This is a genomic window from Streptomyces sp. NPDC096040 (assembly GCF_040303265.1).
Lineage (GTDB): Bacteria > Actinomycetota > Actinomycetes > Streptomycetales > Streptomycetaceae > Streptomyces.
The window spans coordinates 1-18,704 of record NZ_JBEOTA010000038.1; the positions used below are offsets into that span (position 1 = coordinate 1).

General features: G+C 70.6%; 19 protein-coding genes and 2 pseudogenes. 9 read left to right on the forward strand and 12 right to left on the reverse strand.

The annotated features are described in order from the left end of the window. From ABTY98_RS35970 to ABTY98_RS35980, 3 genes are all read right to left on the reverse strand, one after another. On the reverse strand, positions 1-992 hold a 992-nt coding region (locus ABTY98_RS35970; protein WP_352225313.1), incomplete at its 3' end, for an alpha-amylase family glycosyl hydrolase. Beyond that, entirely contained in the window at positions 989-2,974 is a 1,986-nt protein-coding gene (locus tag ABTY98_RS35975) for an alpha-1,4-glucan--maltose-1-phosphate maltosyltransferase (RefSeq protein ID WP_352225314.1), read from the reverse strand. The genes ABTY98_RS35970 and ABTY98_RS35975, both read right to left, overlap by 4 nt. A 101-nt stretch (positions 2,975-3,075) precedes the next feature. Further along, positions 3,076-3,369, reverse strand: coding sequence for a DUF5133 domain-containing protein (locus tag ABTY98_RS35980; RefSeq protein ID WP_352225315.1), 294 nt, complete (start codon positions 3,367-3,369; stop codon positions 3,076-3,078). A 307-nt stretch (positions 3,370-3,676) separates the two neighbouring features. Here ABTY98_RS35980 and ABTY98_RS35985 point away from each other — a divergent pair, with 307 nt between their 5' ends. Both ABTY98_RS35985 and glgX read left to right on the forward strand, forming a co-directional pair. Next, a complete protein-coding gene (locus ABTY98_RS35985; protein WP_352225316.1) occupies positions 3,677-4,180 on the forward strand; it encodes a pep a2 in 504 nt (167 codons plus the stop codon). Further along, a complete protein-coding gene (glgX, locus tag ABTY98_RS35990) occupies positions 4,177-6,321 on the forward strand; it encodes a glycogen debranching protein GlgX (protein ID WP_352225317.1) in 2,145 nt (714 codons plus the stop codon). Before ABTY98_RS35985 ends, glgX begins: the two co-directional genes overlap by 4 nt. Positions 6,322-6,337: 16 nt before the next feature. Here glgX and ABTY98_RS35995 read toward each other — a convergent pair whose 3' ends face one another. Next, positions 6,338-7,153, reverse strand: coding sequence for a VOC family protein (locus tag ABTY98_RS35995; RefSeq protein WP_352225318.1), 816 nt, complete (start codon positions 7,151-7,153; stop codon positions 6,338-6,340). A gap of 125 nt (positions 7,154-7,278) precedes the next feature. On the opposite strand from ABTY98_RS35995, the gene ABTY98_RS36000 reads away from it, so the two are divergent. Beyond that, entirely contained in the window at positions 7,279-7,599 is a 321-nt protein-coding gene (locus tag ABTY98_RS36000) for an ANTAR domain-containing protein (RefSeq protein ID WP_352225319.1), read from the forward strand. Positions 7,600-7,602: 3 nt separating this feature from the next. On the opposite strand, the gene ABTY98_RS36005 is transcribed toward ABTY98_RS36000, so the two are convergent. Then, a complete protein-coding gene (locus ABTY98_RS36005) occupies positions 7,603-8,397 on the reverse strand; it encodes an RNA polymerase sigma factor SigF (RefSeq protein WP_352225320.1) in 795 nt (264 codons plus the stop codon). A gap of 249 nt (positions 8,398-8,646) precedes the next feature. Between ABTY98_RS36005 and ABTY98_RS36010 the strand changes: the two genes are divergently transcribed. From ABTY98_RS36010 to ABTY98_RS36025, 4 genes are all read left to right on the forward strand, one after another. Continuing rightward, a complete protein-coding gene (locus tag ABTY98_RS36010; protein WP_352225321.1) occupies positions 8,647-9,102 on the forward strand; it encodes a MarR family winged helix-turn-helix transcriptional regulator in 456 nt (151 codons plus the stop codon). Continuing rightward, positions 9,099-9,926 carry an ABC transporter ATP-binding protein gene (locus ABTY98_RS36015; RefSeq protein WP_352225322.1) on the forward strand — a complete coding sequence of 276 codons (828 nt, stop codon included), beginning with the start codon at positions 9,099-9,101 and terminating at the stop codon, positions 9,924-9,926. Before ABTY98_RS36010 ends, ABTY98_RS36015 begins: the two co-directional genes overlap by 4 nt. Then, complete coding sequence (locus ABTY98_RS36020) at positions 9,886-10,737, forward strand: ABC transporter permease (RefSeq protein ID WP_352225323.1); 852 nt, start codon at positions 9,886-9,888, stop codon at positions 10,735-10,737. Before ABTY98_RS36015 ends, ABTY98_RS36020 begins: the two co-directional genes overlap by 41 nt. A 195-nt stretch (positions 10,738-10,932) precedes the next feature. Continuing rightward, complete coding sequence (locus ABTY98_RS36025; RefSeq protein WP_352225325.1) at positions 10,933-11,460, forward strand: hypothetical protein; 528 nt, start codon at positions 10,933-10,935, stop codon at positions 11,458-11,460. 29 nt (positions 11,461-11,489) lie between these two features. On the opposite strand, the gene hemC is transcribed toward ABTY98_RS36025, so the two are convergent. The 6 genes and pseudogenes from hemC to ABTY98_RS36055 form a co-directional block, all read right to left on the reverse strand. Beyond that, complete coding sequence (gene hemC / locus ABTY98_RS36030) at positions 11,490-12,425, reverse strand: hydroxymethylbilane synthase (RefSeq protein ID WP_352225380.1); 936 nt, start codon at positions 12,423-12,425, stop codon at positions 11,490-11,492. 76 nt (positions 12,426-12,501) lie between these two features. Next, on the reverse strand, positions 12,502-12,654 hold the full coding sequence (locus ABTY98_RS36035; protein ID WP_352225386.1) for a hypothetical protein: 153 nt from the start codon (positions 12,652-12,654) through the stop codon (positions 12,502-12,504). A 107-nt stretch (positions 12,655-12,761) separates the two neighbouring features. Continuing rightward, positions 12,762-13,041, reverse strand: a pseudogene (locus ABTY98_RS36040) (NPP1 family protein); the annotation flags it as partial. A gap of 118 nt (positions 13,042-13,159) precedes the next feature. Next, positions 13,160-14,119 (reverse strand): ATP-dependent DNA ligase, encoded by a 960-nt coding sequence (locus tag ABTY98_RS36045; protein ID WP_352225381.1) that lies wholly within the window; start codon positions 14,117-14,119, stop codon positions 13,160-13,162. Positions 14,120-14,216: 97 nt separating this feature from the next. Further along, a pseudogene (locus ABTY98_RS36050) lies at positions 14,217-14,429 on the reverse strand (response regulator transcription factor); the annotation flags it as partial. A gap of 170 nt (positions 14,430-14,599) precedes the next feature. Continuing rightward, on the reverse strand, positions 14,600-16,072 hold the full coding sequence (locus tag ABTY98_RS36055; RefSeq protein ID WP_352225326.1) for an MFS transporter: 1,473 nt from the start codon (positions 16,070-16,072) through the stop codon (positions 14,600-14,602). Positions 16,073-16,290: 218 nt separating this feature from the next. Here ABTY98_RS36055 and ABTY98_RS36060 point away from each other — a divergent pair, with 218 nt between their 5' ends. After that, positions 16,291-16,947: a TetR/AcrR family transcriptional regulator gene (locus ABTY98_RS36060; protein WP_352225382.1), complete on the forward strand. Its 657-nt coding sequence runs from the start codon at positions 16,291-16,293 to the stop codon at positions 16,945-16,947. Here ABTY98_RS36060 and ABTY98_RS36065 read toward each other — a convergent pair. Then, positions 16,931-17,971: a zinc-dependent alcohol dehydrogenase gene (locus ABTY98_RS36065; RefSeq protein WP_352225327.1), complete on the reverse strand. Its 1,041-nt coding sequence runs from the start codon at positions 17,969-17,971 to the stop codon at positions 16,931-16,933. The two genes, ABTY98_RS36060 and ABTY98_RS36065, sit on opposite strands and share 17 nt — an antisense overlap. A 360-nt stretch (positions 17,972-18,331) precedes the next feature. Here ABTY98_RS36065 and ABTY98_RS36070 point away from each other — a divergent pair, with 360 nt between their 5' ends. Beyond that, the gene (locus ABTY98_RS36070; protein ID WP_352225383.1) at positions 18,332-18,688 is read left to right on the forward strand and encodes a response regulator; all 357 of its coding nucleotides are present in this window, start codon (positions 18,332-18,334) and stop codon (positions 18,686-18,688) included. Positions 18,689-18,704 lie beyond the last annotated feature (16 nt).

The following is an 18,704-nucleotide window of genomic DNA, read 5'->3' on the forward strand; positions in this document are numbered from 1 at the left end:
TCGTCGTGGTTGCGCAGGAAGATGCCCCACTGGCAGCCGGACGGAATGGCCGGCGTCTTGGCGAGGATCTCCGAGACGGGGTAACGGGATTCTCGCCGCACGGCCATGAAGATGCGCGGCATGACCGGGAAGTGGAATGCCATGTGGCATTCGTCGCCGCCCTTGTCGTAGTCGCCGAAGTAGTCGACGACGTCCTCGGGCCACTGGTTCGCCTCCGCCAGCAGCACGGTGTCCGGATACATCGCGTCGATCTCGCGCCGGACCCGCCTCAGGAACTCATGGGTGGGCGGCAGGTTCTCGCAGTTGGTGCCCTCTTCCGCGTACAGATACGGCACCGCGTCCAGGCGGAAGCCGTCGATGCCCAGGTCCAGCCAGAACCGGAGCGCGGCCAGGACCTCCTCCTGAACCGCCGGGTTCTCGTAGTTGAGGTCGGGCTGGTGCGAGAAGAAACGATGGAAGTAGTACTGGCCACGCACGGGATCGAAGGTCCAGTTGGAGACCTCGGTGTCGACGAAGATGACCCGCGCGTCCTGGTACTGCTTGTCGTCGTCCGCCCACATGTAGTAGTCGCCGTACGGCCCCTCGGGGTTCTTCCGGGACTCCTGGAACCAAGGGTGCTGGTCGCTGGTGTGGTTGACGACGAAGTCGATGATCACGCGCATGCCGCGCTGGTGGGCCGCGTCCACGAATTCCACGAAGTCGGCGAGGTCACCGAATTCGGGGAGTACGGCGGTGTAGTCGGAGACGTCGTAACCGCCGTCCCGCAGCGGCGACTTGAAGAACGGAGGCAGCCACAGGCAGTCGACACCGAGCCACTGCAGATAGTCGAGCTTGGCGGTCAGGCCCTTCAGGTCGCCGATGCCGTCACCGTCGCTGTCCTGAAAGGAACGGACGAGGACCTCGTAGAACACGGCGCGTTTGAACCACTCCGGGTCCCGGTCCTTTGCGGGAGTGTCCTCGAAGGTGTCCGGGACGGGGTCGTTGACAGTCATGACGCGCTGGGCCCTCCGTTCGCTGGTGTCGGTCGCCCTACCTGGAGCACATGCGCCGGTGCCTGGCCGGGTGTGAGGCGCACATAGTTGGTCCTGCCCCATGAGTAGGTCTCACCCGTCAGTTCGTCCCGCACGGACAGGGCGGAGTTCCAGTCCAGGCCGAGTCGCGGCATGTCCAACGAGACCGTGGCCTCCTGGGTGTGGTGCGGATCAAGGTTGACGACCACCAGGACGGTGTCCTCCCCGGCGCGCTTGCTGTACGCGATGACGGAGTCGTTGTCCGTGTGGTGGAAGCGCAGGTTGCGCAGCTGCTGGAGCGCGGGGTGACCGCGTCGGACGGTGTTGAGGCGGGTGACGAGGGGTGCGATGCCCTCCGTCTCGGCGCGGGCCCAGTCGCGGGGTTTGAGCTGGTACTTCTCGGAGTCGAGGTACTCCTCGCTGCCTTCCTTGAGCGGGGTGTTCTCGCAGAGTTCGTAGCCGCTGTAGATGCCCCAGGTGGGGGAGAGGGTGGCGGCGAGCACGGCACGGATCTCGAAGGCGGGGCGGCCGCCGTGCTGGAGGTAGGCGTGCAGGATGTCCGGGGTGTTGGCGAAGAAGTTGGGCCGCATCCAGGCGGCGCTCTCGCCGGACAGTTCGGTGAGGTACTCGGTGAGTCCCTGCTTGGTGTTGCGCCAGGTGAAATAGGTGTACGACTGCTGGAAGCCGATCTGGGCGAGGGTGCGCATCATCGCGGGCCGGGTGAAGGCCTCGGCGAGGAAGATCACGTCGGGATCGGTGCGGTTGATCTCGGCGATCACCCGTTCCCAGAAGACGACGGGTTTGGTGTGGGGGTTGTCGACGCGGAAGATCCGTACCCCGCAGTCCATCCAGTGCCGCAGCACCCGGACCGTCTCGGCGATCAGGCCTGGCATGTCGGCGTCGAAGGCGATGGGGTAGATGTCCTGGTACTTCTTCGGCGGGTTCTCGGCGTAGGCGATGGTCCCGTCGGGCCGGTGGTGGAACCACTCGGGGTGCTTGTCCACCCAGGGATGGTCGGGTGAGCACTGCAATGCGAAGTCCAGCGCGACCTCCAGGCCGTGCCGGCCGGCCTCGGCCACGAACCACTGGAAGTCCTCCAGGGTCCCCAGATCGGGATGGACGGCGTCGTGGCCGCCCTCGGGGGAACCGATCGCCCAGGGCACGCCGACATCGTCGGGGGTGGGGGCGAGGGTGTTGTTGCGGCCCTTGCGGAAGGTGGTCCCGATGGGGTGGATCGGCGGGAGGTAGACGACGTCGAAGCCCATCTCGGCGATCGCGGGCAGCCTCCGGGCCGCTGTCCGGAAGGTGCCGTGCGGCCGGTCCTCGGTCCCCTCGGAGCGCGGGAAGAACTCGTACCAGGAGCCGAAAAGGGCCCGCTCGCGCTCGACGAGCAGGGGCAGCGGCTCGGACGCGGTCACCAACTCCCGCAGCGGATACCGGGCCAGGATCTCGTCCACCTCGGGAGCCAGCGCGCTCGCCAGACGTGTGTGCAGGGGGAGGGTGTCGTCGCCCAGGGCCCGGGCCGCCGCCAGCACCCGCTCGCGCTCCGGTCCCTCGGGAACCCCGGCGGCCGCGCGCGCGTACAGCTCGGCGCCCTCCTCCAGGACCAGACCGGTGTCGATGCCCGCCGGGATCTTCACGCGCGCGTGCCGCCGCCAGGTGGTGAGCGGGGCGCTCCAGGCCTCCACGTGGTACGTCCAGCGTCCGGTCGCGTCCGGGGTGACCTCGGCGCCCCAGCGGTCGGTGCCGCGGACCAGCTCCCGCATCGGCGCCCAGGGGCCGGGCCGGCCCTCGGGGTCGCACAGCACCACATTGGCGCCGACGGCGTCATGACCCTCACGGAAGACGGTGGCGGTGACCTGGAAGGTCTCGCCGGGGACCGCCTTCGCCGGACGCCCGCCGCTCTCCACGGCCGGTTGCACGTCACGCACCGGAACACGGCCGATGGCCTCTGTCGCCTTCATGGGTCTCACCTCCGCCGTGCGCGGAGCCGGGCCCGGGCCCGGCTCCGCGGTCCGTAGTGCGCGGGAGGACTGGTGTCATCCCGCGGGGGTCCGCCTGCGGATCACTGCCTCGCGGAGCTCCGGTCCGACGGCGGACCCCGCCGGACCTTCCCGCTCAGCTGGGTCCGGCCGCCCTGTTCCCGCAGATAGGTGACGAGGCTGGTGCGCAGATAGCGCTCGGCCGCGTCCACCGCCTCCCGGGCGCAGCGCTTGCCCATCAGCACGCACAGCGTGTAGCCCGAGTCCTCGAAGGTGGACCGCACCTCGCGGTCCTGCGGCGAGGCGAGCATGACACGCTCCCACGCCCGGTAGCGCCGCAGCTGCCGGGCCACCTCGGCCTTCGCGGGTAGCAGCATGGCCGTGTCTTTCCTTCCGACGCTCTCGAGTGGGCACGTGTCCCCGACGGTCGGGGAGCGTCCGGGCACGGAAGAGGCACGGAGCTGTTACGGCGAATCGAGGCTTTCACTCATGGTGCACGGATGACGACCGAGCGTCTTGTTGGACCTTCAACCACCTCATGCGGCTCTCGTGTTGCACGAATGGCGTAGCGCCCGCACTGTGGGAGGTGACTCAGAAGCGATCAGTGCTCACGCTACGCGTCCGGAACGGATTTCCGGACGGGTGAGGGGAGCGGGAGCCGCGCCGGGTGAGGAGCCAGCGACAATGAAGACCGCAGTGCCCTGCTACTACCACCTCGACGTTGAGGTCAGCCCGGAACGGGTGGGACAGGTCAGCCGCATCCTGGCCGCCCATCTCCGCTACTGGGACCTCGACAACCTCGTGGATCCCGTCTGCCGCGGTGTCGAACTGCTGCTGACCGCCATCGACCAGCACGCGACGGACAAACACACGTCCATCGAGATGTGGTGGAACGGGCAGCACCTCATCACCGCCATCGGCGACGACGACCGTGACCTGCGCCCCGACCAGGATCTGCGGTCGTGCCTGGCGCATCTCGCCGCCACCAGCGACGGCTGGGGGTGCTGTGCCCCGGAGACCGGCAGCAAGATCATCTGGTTCTCGCAGCGAGCCCGGTCCGGGGAGCGCGTCCCGCTGGTCCCGTCCGCGCCGGCGCCCAGCCTGCGCCGGACGCTCCGGGCGCCACGGGCCCTCCCCGTCGCCCAGTTGGCCGCATCCGCCGAGGGCGTTCTGGAGGGCGCCCGGTGACGGCTCGGAAGTCCCGGAAAGGGGTGCCCGTGTGGAGCGGGCACCCCTACCCGTTGGGTGCCTCCTTCGACGGACAGGGCACCAACTTCGCCCTGTTCAGCGAGGTCGCCGAGCGGGTCGAGCTGGTCCTGGTGAACGACGCCGGCACCCAGCGGCCGGTGCCGATGACCGAGGTCGACGGCTTCGTCTGGCACGCCTATCTGCCCGGCGTCGGGCCGGGGCAGCGCTACGGCTACCGGGTGACCGGCCCCTGGGACCCGGAGGTCGGCCACCGGTGCAATCCGGCGAAGCTGCTCCTGGATCCGTACGCCCGGGCGGTCGACGGCCAGATCGACAACCATGCCTCGTTGTACGAGCGCACACCGGGCGGGCCGTCCCCGGCCGACAGTGCCGGGCACTCCATGCTCGGTGTGGTCACCGACCCCTACTTCGACTGGGGTGACGACCGTCCGCCCCGGCGGGCCTACTCCGACTCGGTGATCTACGAGGCCCATGTCCGCGGCCTCACCCGCAGCCATCCGGAGGTACCCGAACGGCTCAGGGGCAGTTACGCCGGTCTCGCCCACCCGGCGGTCCTCGAGCACCTGACCTCGCTCGGCGTCACGGCGGTCGAGCTGATGCCGGTCCACCAGTTCGTGCAGGACGGGGTGTTGCAGGACCGGGGCCTGTCCAACTACTGGGGCTACAACACCATCGGCTTCTTCGCCCCGCACAACGCCTACGCCGCCTTCGGCAGCCGGGGCCAGCAGGTCAACGAGTTCAAGGCGATGGTCAAGGCGCTGCACGCGGCCGGCCTCGAAGTGATCCTCGACGTGGTCTACAACCACACCGCCGAGGGCAACGAGATGGGCCCCACGCTGTCCTTCCGGGGCATCGACAACGCCTCCTACTACCGGCTCGTCGACGGCGACTGGGCGCACTACTACGACACCACCGGCACCGGCAACAGCCTGCTGATGCGCCACCCCTACGTCCTTCAGCTGATCATGGACTCGCTGCGCTACTGGGTGACCGAGATGCATGTCGACGGCTTCCGCTTCGACCTCGCGGCCACCCTGGCGCGGCAGTTCCACGAGGTGGACCGGCTGTCGGCGTTCTTCGACCTGATCCAGCAGGACCCGGTGATCAGCCGGGTGAAGCTCATCGCCGAGCCCTGGGACGTGGGGGAGGGCGGATACCAGGTCGGCAACTTCCCGCCACTGTGGTCGGAGTGGAACGGCAAGTACCGGGACGCCGTACGGGACTTCTGGCGGGCCGAGCCGGGTTCGCTCGGCGAGTTCGCCTCCCGGCTCACCGGCTCCTCCGACCTGTACCAGCAGCGGGGCCGCCGACCGCGCGCGAGCGTCAACTTCGTCACCGCGCACGACGGTTTCACCCTGCGCGACCTGGTCTCGTACAACGACAAGCACAACCAGGCCAACGGCGAGAACAACCGGGACGGCGAGAGCCACAACCGGTCCTGGAACTGCGGTGCCGAGGGCGACACCAAGGATCCGGCCGTCCTCGAACTCCGGGCCCGCCAGCAGCGCAACTTCCTCGCCACCCTGCTGCTGTCCCAGGGCATCCCGATGCTCAGCCACGGCGACGAACTCGGCCGCACCCAACGCGGCAACAACAACGCCTACTGCCAGGACAACCAGGTCTCCTGGACCGACTGGGACCTCACCGAGGAACAGCGGACGCTCAGCGACTTCACCCGGTACGTCATCGGGCTGCGCGCCGCCCACCCCGTGCTGCGCCGGCGCCGCTTCTTCCGCGGCGAGACCGCCATGCACCCGGGACAGCCACTGCCCGACCTGGTCTGGCTCCTGCCCGACGCCCGCGAGATGACCGACCGGGACTGGCAGCGCCCCGACGCGCACTCGGTCGGCGTCTTCCTCAACGGCGACGCCATCGCCGAACGCGACCCCTACGGGCGGCGCCTGGTCGACGACTCGTTCCTGCTGCTCCTCAACAGCTGCTGGGAACCGGTCGACTTCCGGCTGCCCGACGACTCCTACGGCGAACGCTGGACGGCCCTCATCGACACCGCCGAGCCCGACGGCATCCCCGACGAACGCGAACGCAAGGCGGGCACCAGAGTGCGTGCCGAGGCCCGCAGCCTGGTCCTGCTGTCCCGGCCCTCCCGCGGCAAGGACTGAGGGATCAGGGGAGAAGTCAGGGGAGAAGGGGGCGTGCCGTCACGGTGAACTGAGCCCCGTCCGGGTCGCGCAGTATGGCCTCGGTGTCCTTCTCCAGGAGGACGCTGCCGCCGTGCTTCTCGGCCGCCCGTGCGCACTCGCCGACGTCGTTGACCGCGAAGTGGATCTGCCAGTGCGGCCGCACCGTCGGGTCGGGGGCCGTCTCCACCGCCCCGGAGTCGATACGGGCCACGACGTTGCCCCGGCTGCGGAGCACGACCTCGCCGCCCTCGTACTCCACCTCGCAGCAGCCAGATTTGCCGGAGGCCCAGCCGAGGACCTCGCCGTAGAAGATCGCCGAGTCGAAGGCGTTGCGGGTGTGCAGGCGGATGAAGGTGGGTGCGGCCTGCCGCCAGGTCTCCCAGTTGGAGACCAGCTCGCCCTCCCAGATGCCGAAGATCGCCCCGTCCCGGTCGGCGAGCAGCGCCGCCCGGCCGGGCGGGAAGGACAGCGGCCCCACCGCCGGGGTGCCGCCGCGCTCGCGGGCCCTGGCGACCGCCTCGTCCGCGTCCGGGACGGCGAAGTACGGCGTCCAGGCCACCGCCATCTGCCACATCGCGGCGACCGCGGCGATACCCGCGACCGGTACCCCGTCCGCCAGGGCGATCCGGAAGTGGTCGCCGAGCCTCACACTGCGCCATCGCCAGCCGAGCACGGCACTGTAGAAGTCCTCGGTCGTCTGGAGGTCCCGGCTGGTCAGGCTCACCCAGCAGGGGGCGCCGAAGACCGAGTGCGTGGAGAGGACGTCTCGCTGCTTCTTCACGGGGCCGGGGGCAGGCGTGTCGTTGTTCATGGCACTCGTCCTGGGGTCGGGGCCGGCGGGCTACCGGTCTTACACCAGTCTCCAACCGGAAGCGGCGGGGGTGCCTGCCGAGTACCCCGGTGGCACTCGGCCAGACGAGTGGCGACGATGGGTGAGTGAGCGACAGCGAGAGCGAGGCGGACTTCATCCTCCACCTCCAGGAGGAGATCGACCAGCTCAAGGAGGCCGTCGCCTCCCATGCCGTGGTGGACCAGGCGATCGGGATGGTGGTAGCGCTCGGCCGGGTCGCCCCCGACGAGGGGTGGGAGGTGCTCAAGGAGGTCTCCCAGCACACCAACACCAAGCTCCGCAACGTCGCGGAGCTGATCCTCCTCTGGGGGCGCACCGGCGACATGCCCGCCGAGATCCGCGCCGAACTGGAGGACACCCTCGACCGACACGGGCCGACACAGATCCCCGGCGCACCGACCGCGTGAGACTCAGCCCGTCTCGGCCAGCAGCTCCTCGCGCAGCCGCTCGAAGCAGGCGCTGAGCAGCCGGGACACATGCATCTGAGAGACGCCCAGCTGCTCGGCGATCCGGCTCTGCGTCATACCGTGGAAGAACCGCAGGTAGAGGATGAGCCGGTCACGCTCGGGAAGGCCCTGAAGGCAGGGCTCGGCCGCCGTGCGGTCGACGATCAGGTCGTAGCCGGGGTCGGGGCCGCCCAGGGTGTCGCCGAGCGCATAGCCGTCGGCGCCGGACACCTCGGCGTCCAGCGACAGCGCCGAGAAGCAGTCCAGGGCCTCCATCCCGGCCCGCACCTCGCTCTCGGTGAGCCGGGCCCGCTCGGCGATCTCGGCGACGGTGGGCGCGCCGCCCGGCGAGGCCTGGTCCAGCTCCTTGAGGGCGACCCGAACCCGGTTGCGAAGCTCCTGCACCCGTCGTGGCACGTGCAGGGTCCACATGTGGTCACGGAAGTGGCGCTTGATCTCGCCGGTGATCGTCGGCACGGCGTACGCCTCGAAAGCCCGGCCGCGCGCCGGGTCGTAGTGGTCGACGGCCTTCACCAGCCCCAGCGCGGCGACCTGGTAGAGGTCCTCCAGGGTCTCTCCGCGGCCGCGGAACCGTACGGCGATCCGCTCGGCCATGGGCAGCCAGACCTCGACCAGGCCGTCGCGCAATGCCCGGCGCTCGGGGCCTTCTGGCAGTCCGGCCAGCCGGGTGAAGTCCTCGGCCGTGTCAGGGGCGTCGTCGTGTGGATGGGGCTTGGTGGTGGCGGTGGTGGCACGCATGGCGCGCACCTCCTCAGCGGGTGCTGTGTGGACGGACACCGTGGGAGGAACGCACTCGGACCCCGGGAGAACACGGGGGCACCGGCGGAAAGTGGCTCCCACGCACGTGCCTCCGGTCCGAAGCACTGAGGGGGGCATGCCCCAAATGGGGCATAGTCAAACAAGCCACTCAAAAAGGTGGAATTGGTCTCTTCTGTCTTGACTCCTTCTTGGGTAAATTACCTCTGTTGCAGAGGTAATCTTCGGGGTGTGAAATCCGAGGCCTTTCCGGAAGAGGTGGCCGACGCGCTCGTCGGTATCCAGCGGCTGATCCGCCGCCGACTACGCCGCGGGCTCGCGCTGCCCCGGCTGCGAGGCGCCGAGGTGGAGCTGCTGCGCCTGGTCGAGTCGCGGCCCGGGATCGGCATCTCGGACGCCGCCAAGGAGCTGTACCTGGCGAGCAATTCGGTGTCGACCCTGGTCAACCAGCTGGCCAAGGACGGCTACCTGCTCCGCGAGACCGACCCCGCCGACCGCCGGGCCGCCCGCCTGCTGCTGACCGAGGCCGCCGAGAAACGCCTCGCGGACTGGCAGCGGCGCCGCGCGGACCTCGTCGTCAGCCATGTGTCCCGGCTCGACGAAGCGGACCGGGCGGCGCTCGAGGCCGCGCTTCCGGCGCTGCGCAAGCTGGCCGTCACCCTGCACGAGGAGGCCGAGGAATCATGACGCCGGACACCACCGCAGTCGACTGCACCGGGCTCTCCTACACCTTCGGGGAGACCAAGGCCGTCGACGGGCTCGACCTGGCCGTCGGCGAGGGCGAGGTCTTCGGACTGCTGGGCCCCAACGGCGCCGGCAAGACCACCGCCATCCGCTGCATCACCACCCTGCTTCCGGTCCCCGCCGGAATGGTCCGTGTCTTCGGCCACGACACCGGCCGGGAGCGGATGGCCGTCCGCAGGCTGCTCGGCTACGTCCCGCAGCAGCTGTCCGCCGACGGCGGGCTCACCGGACGCGAGAACGTCGCCCTGTTCGCCCGGGTCTTCGACGTCCCCCGGCGCGAGCGCGCCGAGCGGGTCGCGCAGGCGCTGGAGGCCGTCGACCTCGCCGACGCCGCCGACCGGCTCGCCGGCACGTACTCCGGTGGGATGGTCCGCCGCCTCGAACTCGCCCAGGCACTGGTCAGCGCGCCACGGCTGCTGATCCTCGACGAGCCGACCATCGGCCTCGACCCGATCGCCCGCACCAGTGTGTGGGACCAGATCAACGCCGTACGCGAAGCCACCGGCATGACCGTCCTGGTCACCACCCACTACATGGACGAGGCCGACCAGCACTGCGGCCGGGTCGGCCTGATGCACCGCGGCCGCATCCGCGCCCTCGGCACCCCCGACGAGCTCAGGCGCGGCCTCGCCGAACGCCAGGGCACCGACACCCTGCCCACTCTCGAAGACGTCTTCCGCGACGTGGCCGGCAGCGGCCTCGACGACCAGTCAGGAGGTTTCCGCGATGTCCGAAGCACCCGCCGCACCGCGAAACGCGTCGGCTGAGCGCACGGCGGCGTCCCTGCTGCTGACGCCGCCCCAGCCGCGCTCCGGGTGGCAGCTGCTGCCGGCCCGGGTCGTCGCCATGTGCGCCGTAGAGCTGCAGAAGCTCAGCCACGACCGCACCGAGCTCTACACCCGGGCGATACAGCCGGCCCTGTGGCTGCTGATCTTCGGGCAGACCTTCACCCGGATCAAGGCGATACCCACCGGCGGCATCCCCTACATCGACTACCTCGCGCCCGGCATCATCGCCCAGTCCGCGATGTTCATCGCGATCTTCTACGGCATCCAGATCATCTGGGAGCGCGATGCCGGCATCCTCAACAAGCTCCTCGTCACCCCCACCCCGCGCTCGGCGCTCATCACCGGCAAGGCCTTCGCGGCCGGGGTGAAGTCCCTGATCCAGGCCGTGGTGGTGATCGTGATCGCCGCGATCCTCGGGGTTTCCCTCACCTGGAACCCGCTGAAGCTGCTGGGGGTCGGGCTGGCCGTCGTCCTCGCCTCGGCCTTCTTCTCCTGCCTGTCGATGAGCATCGCGGGAATCGTCCTGAGCCGTGACCGGCTGATGGGCATCGGACAGGCGATCACCATGCCGCTGTTCTTCGGCTCCAACGCCCTCTACCCGGTGGCGATCATGCCGGGCTGGCTCCAGGTGGTCAGCAAGATCAACCCGCTGAGCTACCAGGTCGACGCCCTGCGCGGGCTGCTGCTCGGCACGCCCTCGCATCTCGGCCTCGATTTCGCCGTGCTGGCGGTCGCCGCCGCCCTCGGTATCGCCGCCGCCTCGTCGCTGCTCGGCCGCCTGGCCCGCTGATCTTGCCGCGGGTAAGACGCCGACGTGATGTGCGGCACGCGCCTTCGTCCCGCCCCGGAGTCCCGGGGCGGGATAACCGCTGCGCAACGCTTTGATCAGCGATCAAAGCGGGCGAACCCCCTGGCCACAGCGCATTCCGCTCATTTGACAGTGCGCTGAGCGCACAGATAAACAGCGGTGGTCGAGAGGGGCACTGTGTACGAGCCGAACGTGGTCGGGGACTGGCACGAGTACGAAGAGCATGCCGGTCTGCGGGTCCGCGTCCACCGCCTGGCGGAGGCCGAGCCGCCGCGCGGCCGGGACGACGCCGCGGCCGGGCTGACGTACTTCAGTGTCCGGGTGACCGTGGAGAACCGCGGCTCCCGTCACTTCAGCGTTCAGCTGGAGGACGGCCAGATCGACGTGCGGGTGGGCCCCGACGGGGAGGGCGCGTTCATCGACTGGCGCAGCTCCCAGTTCATCGAGGGCTTTGACGTCTACCCGCTGCGCCGCGCCACCGCCGTTCTCTACGCCGCCGGCCCGGAGGCCGCCCTCACCCAGGTGGACATCCAGATCCAGCTGCGCGTCGACGAGGACTGGACCGACCGCCGGCTGTGGGCGGGCGGCATCGGCGTACAGGAGTCGACCGCCGCCACGGCCTGCCAGAGCGCCGGGCCGGGCAGCCTGGCCCACCAGGTGAGCGCCTTCCTCAAGGACCAGACGGAGCCCGGTTCCTCCGCCTAGTTGTCAAGGGGGCGTCCCCGAGGGGTGTCCTAGTGCGGGATGCCATCGATGATCTCGCGGGCGCCCTGCCGCAGCAGGGCCACGGCGACCGAGGTGCCCAGTGTCGCCGGGTCGAGACGGCCCGCCCATTCGTGCGCGTTCAGCCGGGTCTTGCCGTCCGGTGTGAACACACAGGCGCGCAGCGACAGTTCACCGCCGCCGTCGACCCGGGCGTACCCGGCGATCGGGCTGTTGCAGTGCCCCTGGAGGACGTGCAGGAACATCCGTTCGGCGGTGGCCTCCCGGTAGGTGTCCGGGTCACCGAGCTCGCTCACCACGTCGATCAGCTCGGTGTCGCCCTCCCGGCACTGCAGTGCGAGGATGCCCGCGCCGATCGGCGGCATCATCGTCTCCGGGTCCAGCACCTCGCTGATCACGTCCGTACGATCGATCCGCTCCAGGCCCGACACCGCGAGCAGCAGCGCGTCGGCGTCCCCGGCGGCGAGCTTCTCCAGGCGCCGGTTGGCGTTGCCCCGGAACGGAACACACTCCAGATGCGGATGGGTGGCCGCCAGCTGGGCGATGCGGCGGACCGCGGAGGTGCCGATCCGGGTGCCCGGCGGCAGCTGGTCCAGGGTCAGCCCGTCCGGGTGGACCAGGGCATCACGGATGTCGTCCCGCTTCAGGAACGCCGCGAACACGGTCCCGGCGGGCAGCGGCCGGTCCGCCGGCACGTCCTTCACACAGTGCACGGCGAGGTCCGCCTCGCCGGCCAGCAGCGCAGCGTCCACCTCCTTGGTGAACGCCCCCTTCCCCTCGACCTGGGAAAGATCGCCCAGCCACTTGTCGCCGGTCGTCTTCACCGGCACGACCTCGGTGCGCACCTGCGGATGGAGGGCGGCCAACTCGGCCCGGACCCGGGCCACCTGAGCGAGCGCCATCGGAGAGTCGCGGGAGACGATACGGATCAACTCTGGCACGGACATGAGGACACGATAGACCTTCGTGCCGGCCGAGGATTCCGACATCCTGTCGGCCTCCGCTCGGCGAAACAGAGTCCCGTCACGCCGCCGGCCGCCGGCCGAAGGGGAGGAACAGGTCGGCGTCTTGGGTCGACACGGCGGGGGCGAGCGGAGTGCGCAGCAGACCGCGGTTGCGCAGCGGGTCACGGTGCTCGGCCGGGGTGAGCAGTGCTCCGGTCTCCTCGTCCGCCACGGCGTCGATGTGCTGATCGCCGCCGAGGTTGAGCCGGTCGGCGTCCGCGCCGCGGAGGTCGACGCGGAAGCGGGTGCGCCTGGCCGGAGCACTGCGAATGAATCCCGGTAGCTGTTGGTGTTCTCGAGGTCGGAGGCGTCCCGGCAGGAGCCGTTGAGCGCGCCGGTCGGGTTGAGGCCGCCGTTGACCGTGCCGTCGGGGCCGACCGCGGGCGTCGGGTAGCAGCCGTCGGTGTCGTAGTCGAAGGCCGGCTGGTAGGTCTTCTCGACCGGCTCGGCGTTGGCGGGCGGCGAAGGCGGCGGCGGGGAAGGCGACGATCAGGGCGGCGGCACCGGCGAGTCCGGTCAGCCATCCGCGGCGACCGATGCGGAACGTCCGTGACGACACGGAGGCCTCCAACTGCTGCGGGGGGAAGGAGAGTTCAGCTTCCCGTTCGGTCAAGACCTTGCCAAGTCGCCCCGGGTGTCCCGCCGGTGAAGCCCCGCCCAACAGTCGTTCGCGTCGGTCAGCCGATGCCGTCGGGCAGGTCCGCCGCCGACTCCTCCGGTGTGAGGTCCGGGCGCAGCCGCAGCCAGGACGGCTGGCGCAGCAGCCCGGCCCGGGTCCTGGTGCTGTAGCTGACCTCGCCGACCAGCCGGGGCAGCACCCAGTGGGCGCCCGGGACCGGCGGGACCGGGACGAAGGGGCAGGCGTCGGTCGCGGCGGCCCGCAACAGCGCGGCCAGGTCGGTCCGTTCCGTCTCGCTCCAGCCGGTGCCCACCCCGCCGACGTACCGCAGGCGGCCGTCGGCGGACCGCTGGCCGACCAGCACCGCGCCCGGCAGCCCGGTCAGCCGCCCCTTGCCCGGGAGCCAGCCGCCGACGACCACGTCCTCGGCGCGCATGTTCCGGATCTTGATCCAGGCGCGGGACCGCACCCCCGGCTCGTACACCGAGTCCAGCCGTTTGCAGACCAGGCCCTCAAGACCGTGCTCCCGGGTGGTCCGCAGCGCCTCGGCGCCGTGCCCGACGACGGCCCCGGGCGTCGACCAGTAAGGCCCGTCGAGGCCGAGCGCCTCCAACCGGGTCCGCCGCTGCGCGTACGGCACCCTCAGCAGCGGGGCGCCCTCCAGGTGCAGCACGTCGAACAGCACCAGATGGACGGGGACCCGGGCCGCCATCCGGGCCGCGCGGGCCGGGGCGTGGGCCAGGCCCATCCGGCTCTGCAGCAGCTGGAAGTCGGCGCGCCCGTTCTCGTCGAGGGCCAGCACCTCGCCGTCCAGGATCGCCGGTACCCGGCCCAGCATCCCGCCCAGCGGGCGCAGTTCGGGATACGCGGCGGTGATCTCCTCGCCGGACCGGGCGCGCAGCAGCAGACCGCCGTCACCGGGCAGGTAGACGACCGCGCGCTGGCCGTCCTGCTTGGTCTCGTACGCCCACCGGGCGTCCTGCGCGGCGGGCGGCAGCCTGCCGGGCGTGGCGAGCATGGGCGGGATCTTCGGCAGGGCGGTGGTCACGGCAGAAGATGTGAACCGCCTACGGCCGTGGCACGCCTCTTCCGGCGCCGGTTCCCCCGAACAGCCTTCAGGAGCCGCTCGCCGGCGGCGCAAGCTGCCCCAGCCCCGACTGGTAGGCCATCACCACGAGTTGGGCCCGGTCGCGGGCGTCCGGCTTGGTCATCGCCCGGTGGATGTGGGTGCACACGGTCAGCGGGGAGACGAACAGCTTCCCGGCGATCTCCTCGTTGGAGCGGCCCTGTGCCGCCAGCGCCATGACCTCGCGCTCCCGCGCGGTGAGCGTGACCCTCGTCCGCGATACGGCGGGCGGGCCGTCCGCGCTGCGGCGACACGGACGGCCCGGGAGAGATGAGGAGAAGGTCATGGGCGAGCCGGCTCCGGGGCGGCTGACGAGCGGCTGAGCGCCTCGCCCTCGACGGACGGCGCGGCCCGCTCCTCCCTACGGGTCGCTCAGTGCACCGACTCGGCCGCGGGCTCGACCGGCGCCGGAGCGGGTTCCGCGTCCGCCGGGCGGCGGCCGGGCAGGAAGGAGGCGAGGACCAAGGCCAGCACGGCCGCGCCCGCACCGATCGCCATGACGACCTTGAACGCGTTCTCGGAGGGCAGGGTGTAGCCGCCGAGACTGATGGTCATCTGCGCCAGGATCACACCGGCGAGGGCGCTGGCCACCGACGTACCGATGGACCGCATCAGCGTGTTGAGGCTGTTGGCGGCGGCCGTCTCCGACGCCGGGACGGCCCCCATGATCAGCGCGGGCATCGCGCCGTAGGCGAAGCCGATACCGGCGCCGATGATGCAGGAGACCAGGATCAGATGCCAGACCGCGGACATCAGGACGATGTTGAGGCCGTAGCCGGCGGCGACGATCACCGCGCCGGTCATCAGCGTGATCTTCGGGCCCCTGGCCTTGGTGATGGCGGCCGAGACCGGGGCGAAGGCCATCATGACCAGACCCTGCGGGGCCATGACCAGGCCGACGGTCATCATCGACTTGCCGAGGCCGTACCCGGTCTGGGTCGGCAGCTGGAGCAGCTGCGGCAGCACCAGGGACATCGCGAACATCGAGAAGCCGAACGCGATCGAGGCAAGGTTGGTGAACAGCACCTGGCGGCGGACCGTGGTGCGCAGGTCGACCAGCGGCTGGGTGGTGCGCAGCTCGAAGAAGCCCCAGGCGACGAGGACCACGACCGCGAGCGCGAACAGGCCGAGCGTGGTGCCGCTCGCCCAGCCCCAGTCGGCGCCCTTGGAGACGGCGAGCAGCAGCGAGACCAGGCCGACCGCCAGGCCCACCGCGCCCACCGCGTCGAAGCGGCCGCCCGAGCGCACCTTGGACTCCGGCACCAGCAGCATGACCAGAAGGAACGTGACGGCCCCGAGGGTGGCCGAGGTCCAGAACAGCACATGCCAGTCGAAGTGGTCCGCGATGAAGGCCGCGGCCGGCAGCCCCAGCGCGCCGCCGACGCCCAGCGAGGCGCTCATCAGCGCCGTCGAGCCCGCCAGACGCTCCGGCGGCAGCTCGTCGCGCATGATGCTGATGCCCAGCGGGACCACGGCCGCCGCCAGACCCTGGAGAGTACGGCCGACGATCATCGGGACCAGCGTGTCGCTCAGCGCGCACACCACCGAGCCCGAGACCAGCAGCACCAGGCTGACCAGGAGCATCAGCCGCTTGCCGAACATGTCACCGATACGGCCGGCCACCGGGGTGGCCACGGCGGCGGCCAGCAGGGTCGCCGTCACCGCCCACGCCGCGTTGGACGCGGAGGCGTTGAGGTACTTCGGCAGCTCCGGGACGATCGGGATCACCAGGGTCTGCATCAGCGAGACGGTGATACCGGCCAGGGCCAGCACCGCCACCACCACGTTCGGATTCGGGCGGGCTGGTCTCGGGGATCCGGCGGGCTGGACAGGGGCTTCGGACATGGAGAGGACCTCCGTAGGCAGAACAGGGGGCGGCACGAAGCGACATGAGCATGAGTTAAGTCAGTCGCTTGACTTATCTTACTGGTATGGCCGGATCACACTGCGCGTCACTGCCGCGTAGGCTTCTTCGGCTGGACCTCGCCGCCCCGGGCGAGGCCCCGGTACGGCTCGCGGACCCGCCGGACCGGGTGATGTGCGGTCCCGGAGCGGTGGTGGGTATGGCGGGCAGGACGGCGCGGGCGGAGCAGGCCAGCGCGACACGGGAGGCCATCCTGAGCACGGCGGAACGGCTCTTCGCCGAACAGGGCGTGTACGCCGTGTCCAACCGTCAGGTCAGCGAGGCCGCCGGCCAGGGCAACAACGCCGCCGTGGGCTACCACTTCGGCACCAAGGCCGACCTGGTCCGCGCGATCGCCGCCCGGCACTTCGACCGGATCGAGGAGATCCGGGTCCGGCTGCTTGCCGCGACCGGCGACTCCGACGACGCCCGTGACTGGGTGGACTGCCTGGTCCGCCCGATCACCGAACACCTCGCGAGCCTGGGCAGCCCCACGTGGTACGCCCGCTTCTGCGCCCAGGTGGCGACCGATCCGGCCCTCTACGAGATCATGGTCGAGGAGTCCCTCGCCTCCTCCTCGCTGCGCGAGGCCGTCGCCGGGCTCAACCGGCGGCTGCCGGAGCTGCCCGCCGAAGTCCGCGCCGAACGCGGCCAGATGGCGCGGACGCTGATCCTGCACACCTGCGCGGAGCGCGAGCGCGCCCTCGCCGAGGGCACCGAAACCCCCCGTGCCACCTGGAGCGACGCGGCCACGGGGCTCACCGACGCGCTCCTGGGGCTGTGGCTGGCGCCCGTCACCGCTACGCGTCGAAGGTGACGACGACCTTCTCCGCGGCGCCAGGGGTGAGCGCCAGCTCGAAGGCATGCTGGACCTCGGTGAACGGGACGCGGTGGCTGATCAGCTTCGCGAACCGCTCGTGGTGCTCGACCAGTTCGGGGGTAACCTCGAAGATCTCGGTCGGATAGCCCTGCGAGGCGACGAGCGTCAGCTCGCTGCGCAGCATGCCGCCGAGGTCGATCTCGCCCTTCTTCTGCACGGCGACCATGACCAGCCTGGCGTGCCACTTGGCGTTGGCCACCACGGTGTTGAAGACGGCCGGAGCACCGGCCGCGTCGATGAAGATGTCGGTCCCCGGGCGGGGCTGGCCCAGCGCGTTGGCGCTCTGCCCGTGCAGTTCGGTCAGCCGCGCGGTGACGTCCTCCTCGGCCGAGTTGACGACCGCGTCCGCGCCGACGGCGAGGGCCTTCTTCAGGCGGCCGGGGATCACGTCCGCGACGACGACGTGCTCGACCCCGCGCAGCTTCAGCCAGATCGCCGCGCCCAGCCCGATCGGTCCGGCGCCGAACACGACCACCTTGTCGTCGGGTCCGGCGGCGGAGCGGTTGACCGCGTGCCGGGAGACGGCCATCGGCTCGTTCAGGGAGGCGACCTCGAACGGCACGGTGCCCGGGAACACCGCGACGCTCCGGCCGGCCTCGGCGTTCTCGATCAGCAGATATTCGCTCAGGGCGCCGTACCTGCCGCCGCAGCCGATGATCCCGGTGGGTGCCGCCTGCGGGTTCACGACCACGCGGTCGCCCACCTTCAGCCCCGTGACCTCGACGCCGGCCTCGACTATCTCGCCGGCCGGCTCATGGCCCAGGGCGATCGGGACGAGGTCGCCGCCCAGGTCGGAACGGGAGGGCATGCCGCCCATGTGCAGGAAGGTGACGTCGGTGCCGCAGATGCCACCCGCGTGGATCTTCAGCAGCACGTCCCCGGGGCCGGGCACGGGACGTTCGACGTCCACGACCTCGATCTTGCCGACGCCACCGGTCTGTACGGACTTCATCGTGGCCATGGGGTGACTCTCGCTTTCTGGAGGTGCTGAGGCGGACTGGCGTCTCGGCTAGCCCGGTGGTGGTGCGGCCGGGAGGTGCCCTCGGGCCGGGTGCCGGGCCCGGGGGAGTGGGCCGGCGTCCCGGCCCGAGGGCTGCGCCGGTCCCCGTCCCCACGGGTTCGGCGCCAGGGCCTGTCCGCCGGGGCAGACCCTCGGGGCGGCCTCCGCTCAGCGGCGCCCCAGTTGCTTGAGTTAGGCAAGCACATGTGTCTTACTTGAGTCAAGCAAGCGAATTGGCCGAGCCTCGAACGAACGGGTCATCCCTTGTACGGCAGCTCTCCGTCACCCCAACCGCTGGCCTGCGGCAGTGGGTAGAGGCTTCTGGTCGCCGCCGGTGACCCGGACACCGCCGATCTCCTCACCACCACCCTGGCGCTGGCGGGCTACCGGGCCGGTGCCGCGGGCGGCGGGGCCGAAGTGGCGCGGCGGCTTGTGGCGCAGCGGTTCGACCTGGTCGTCATGGATGCCGAACTGCCTGGTATGGACGACCTGGTCCGGGGCCGGTTCAAACCGGCGTACCGGCCGCCCGTCCTGCTGCTGGCCGCCTGTGAGTCCCTGGCCCGGCTGGTGCCCGAGATCGGCGCCGGCGAGCGTGACTACGTCACCAAGCCCTTCCGGATCGCCGAAGTCCTCGCCCCGGTGAAGGTGCTGCTCCGGGACGTCGGTGACGGCGGCTGACGGGGCGGCAGGCTGG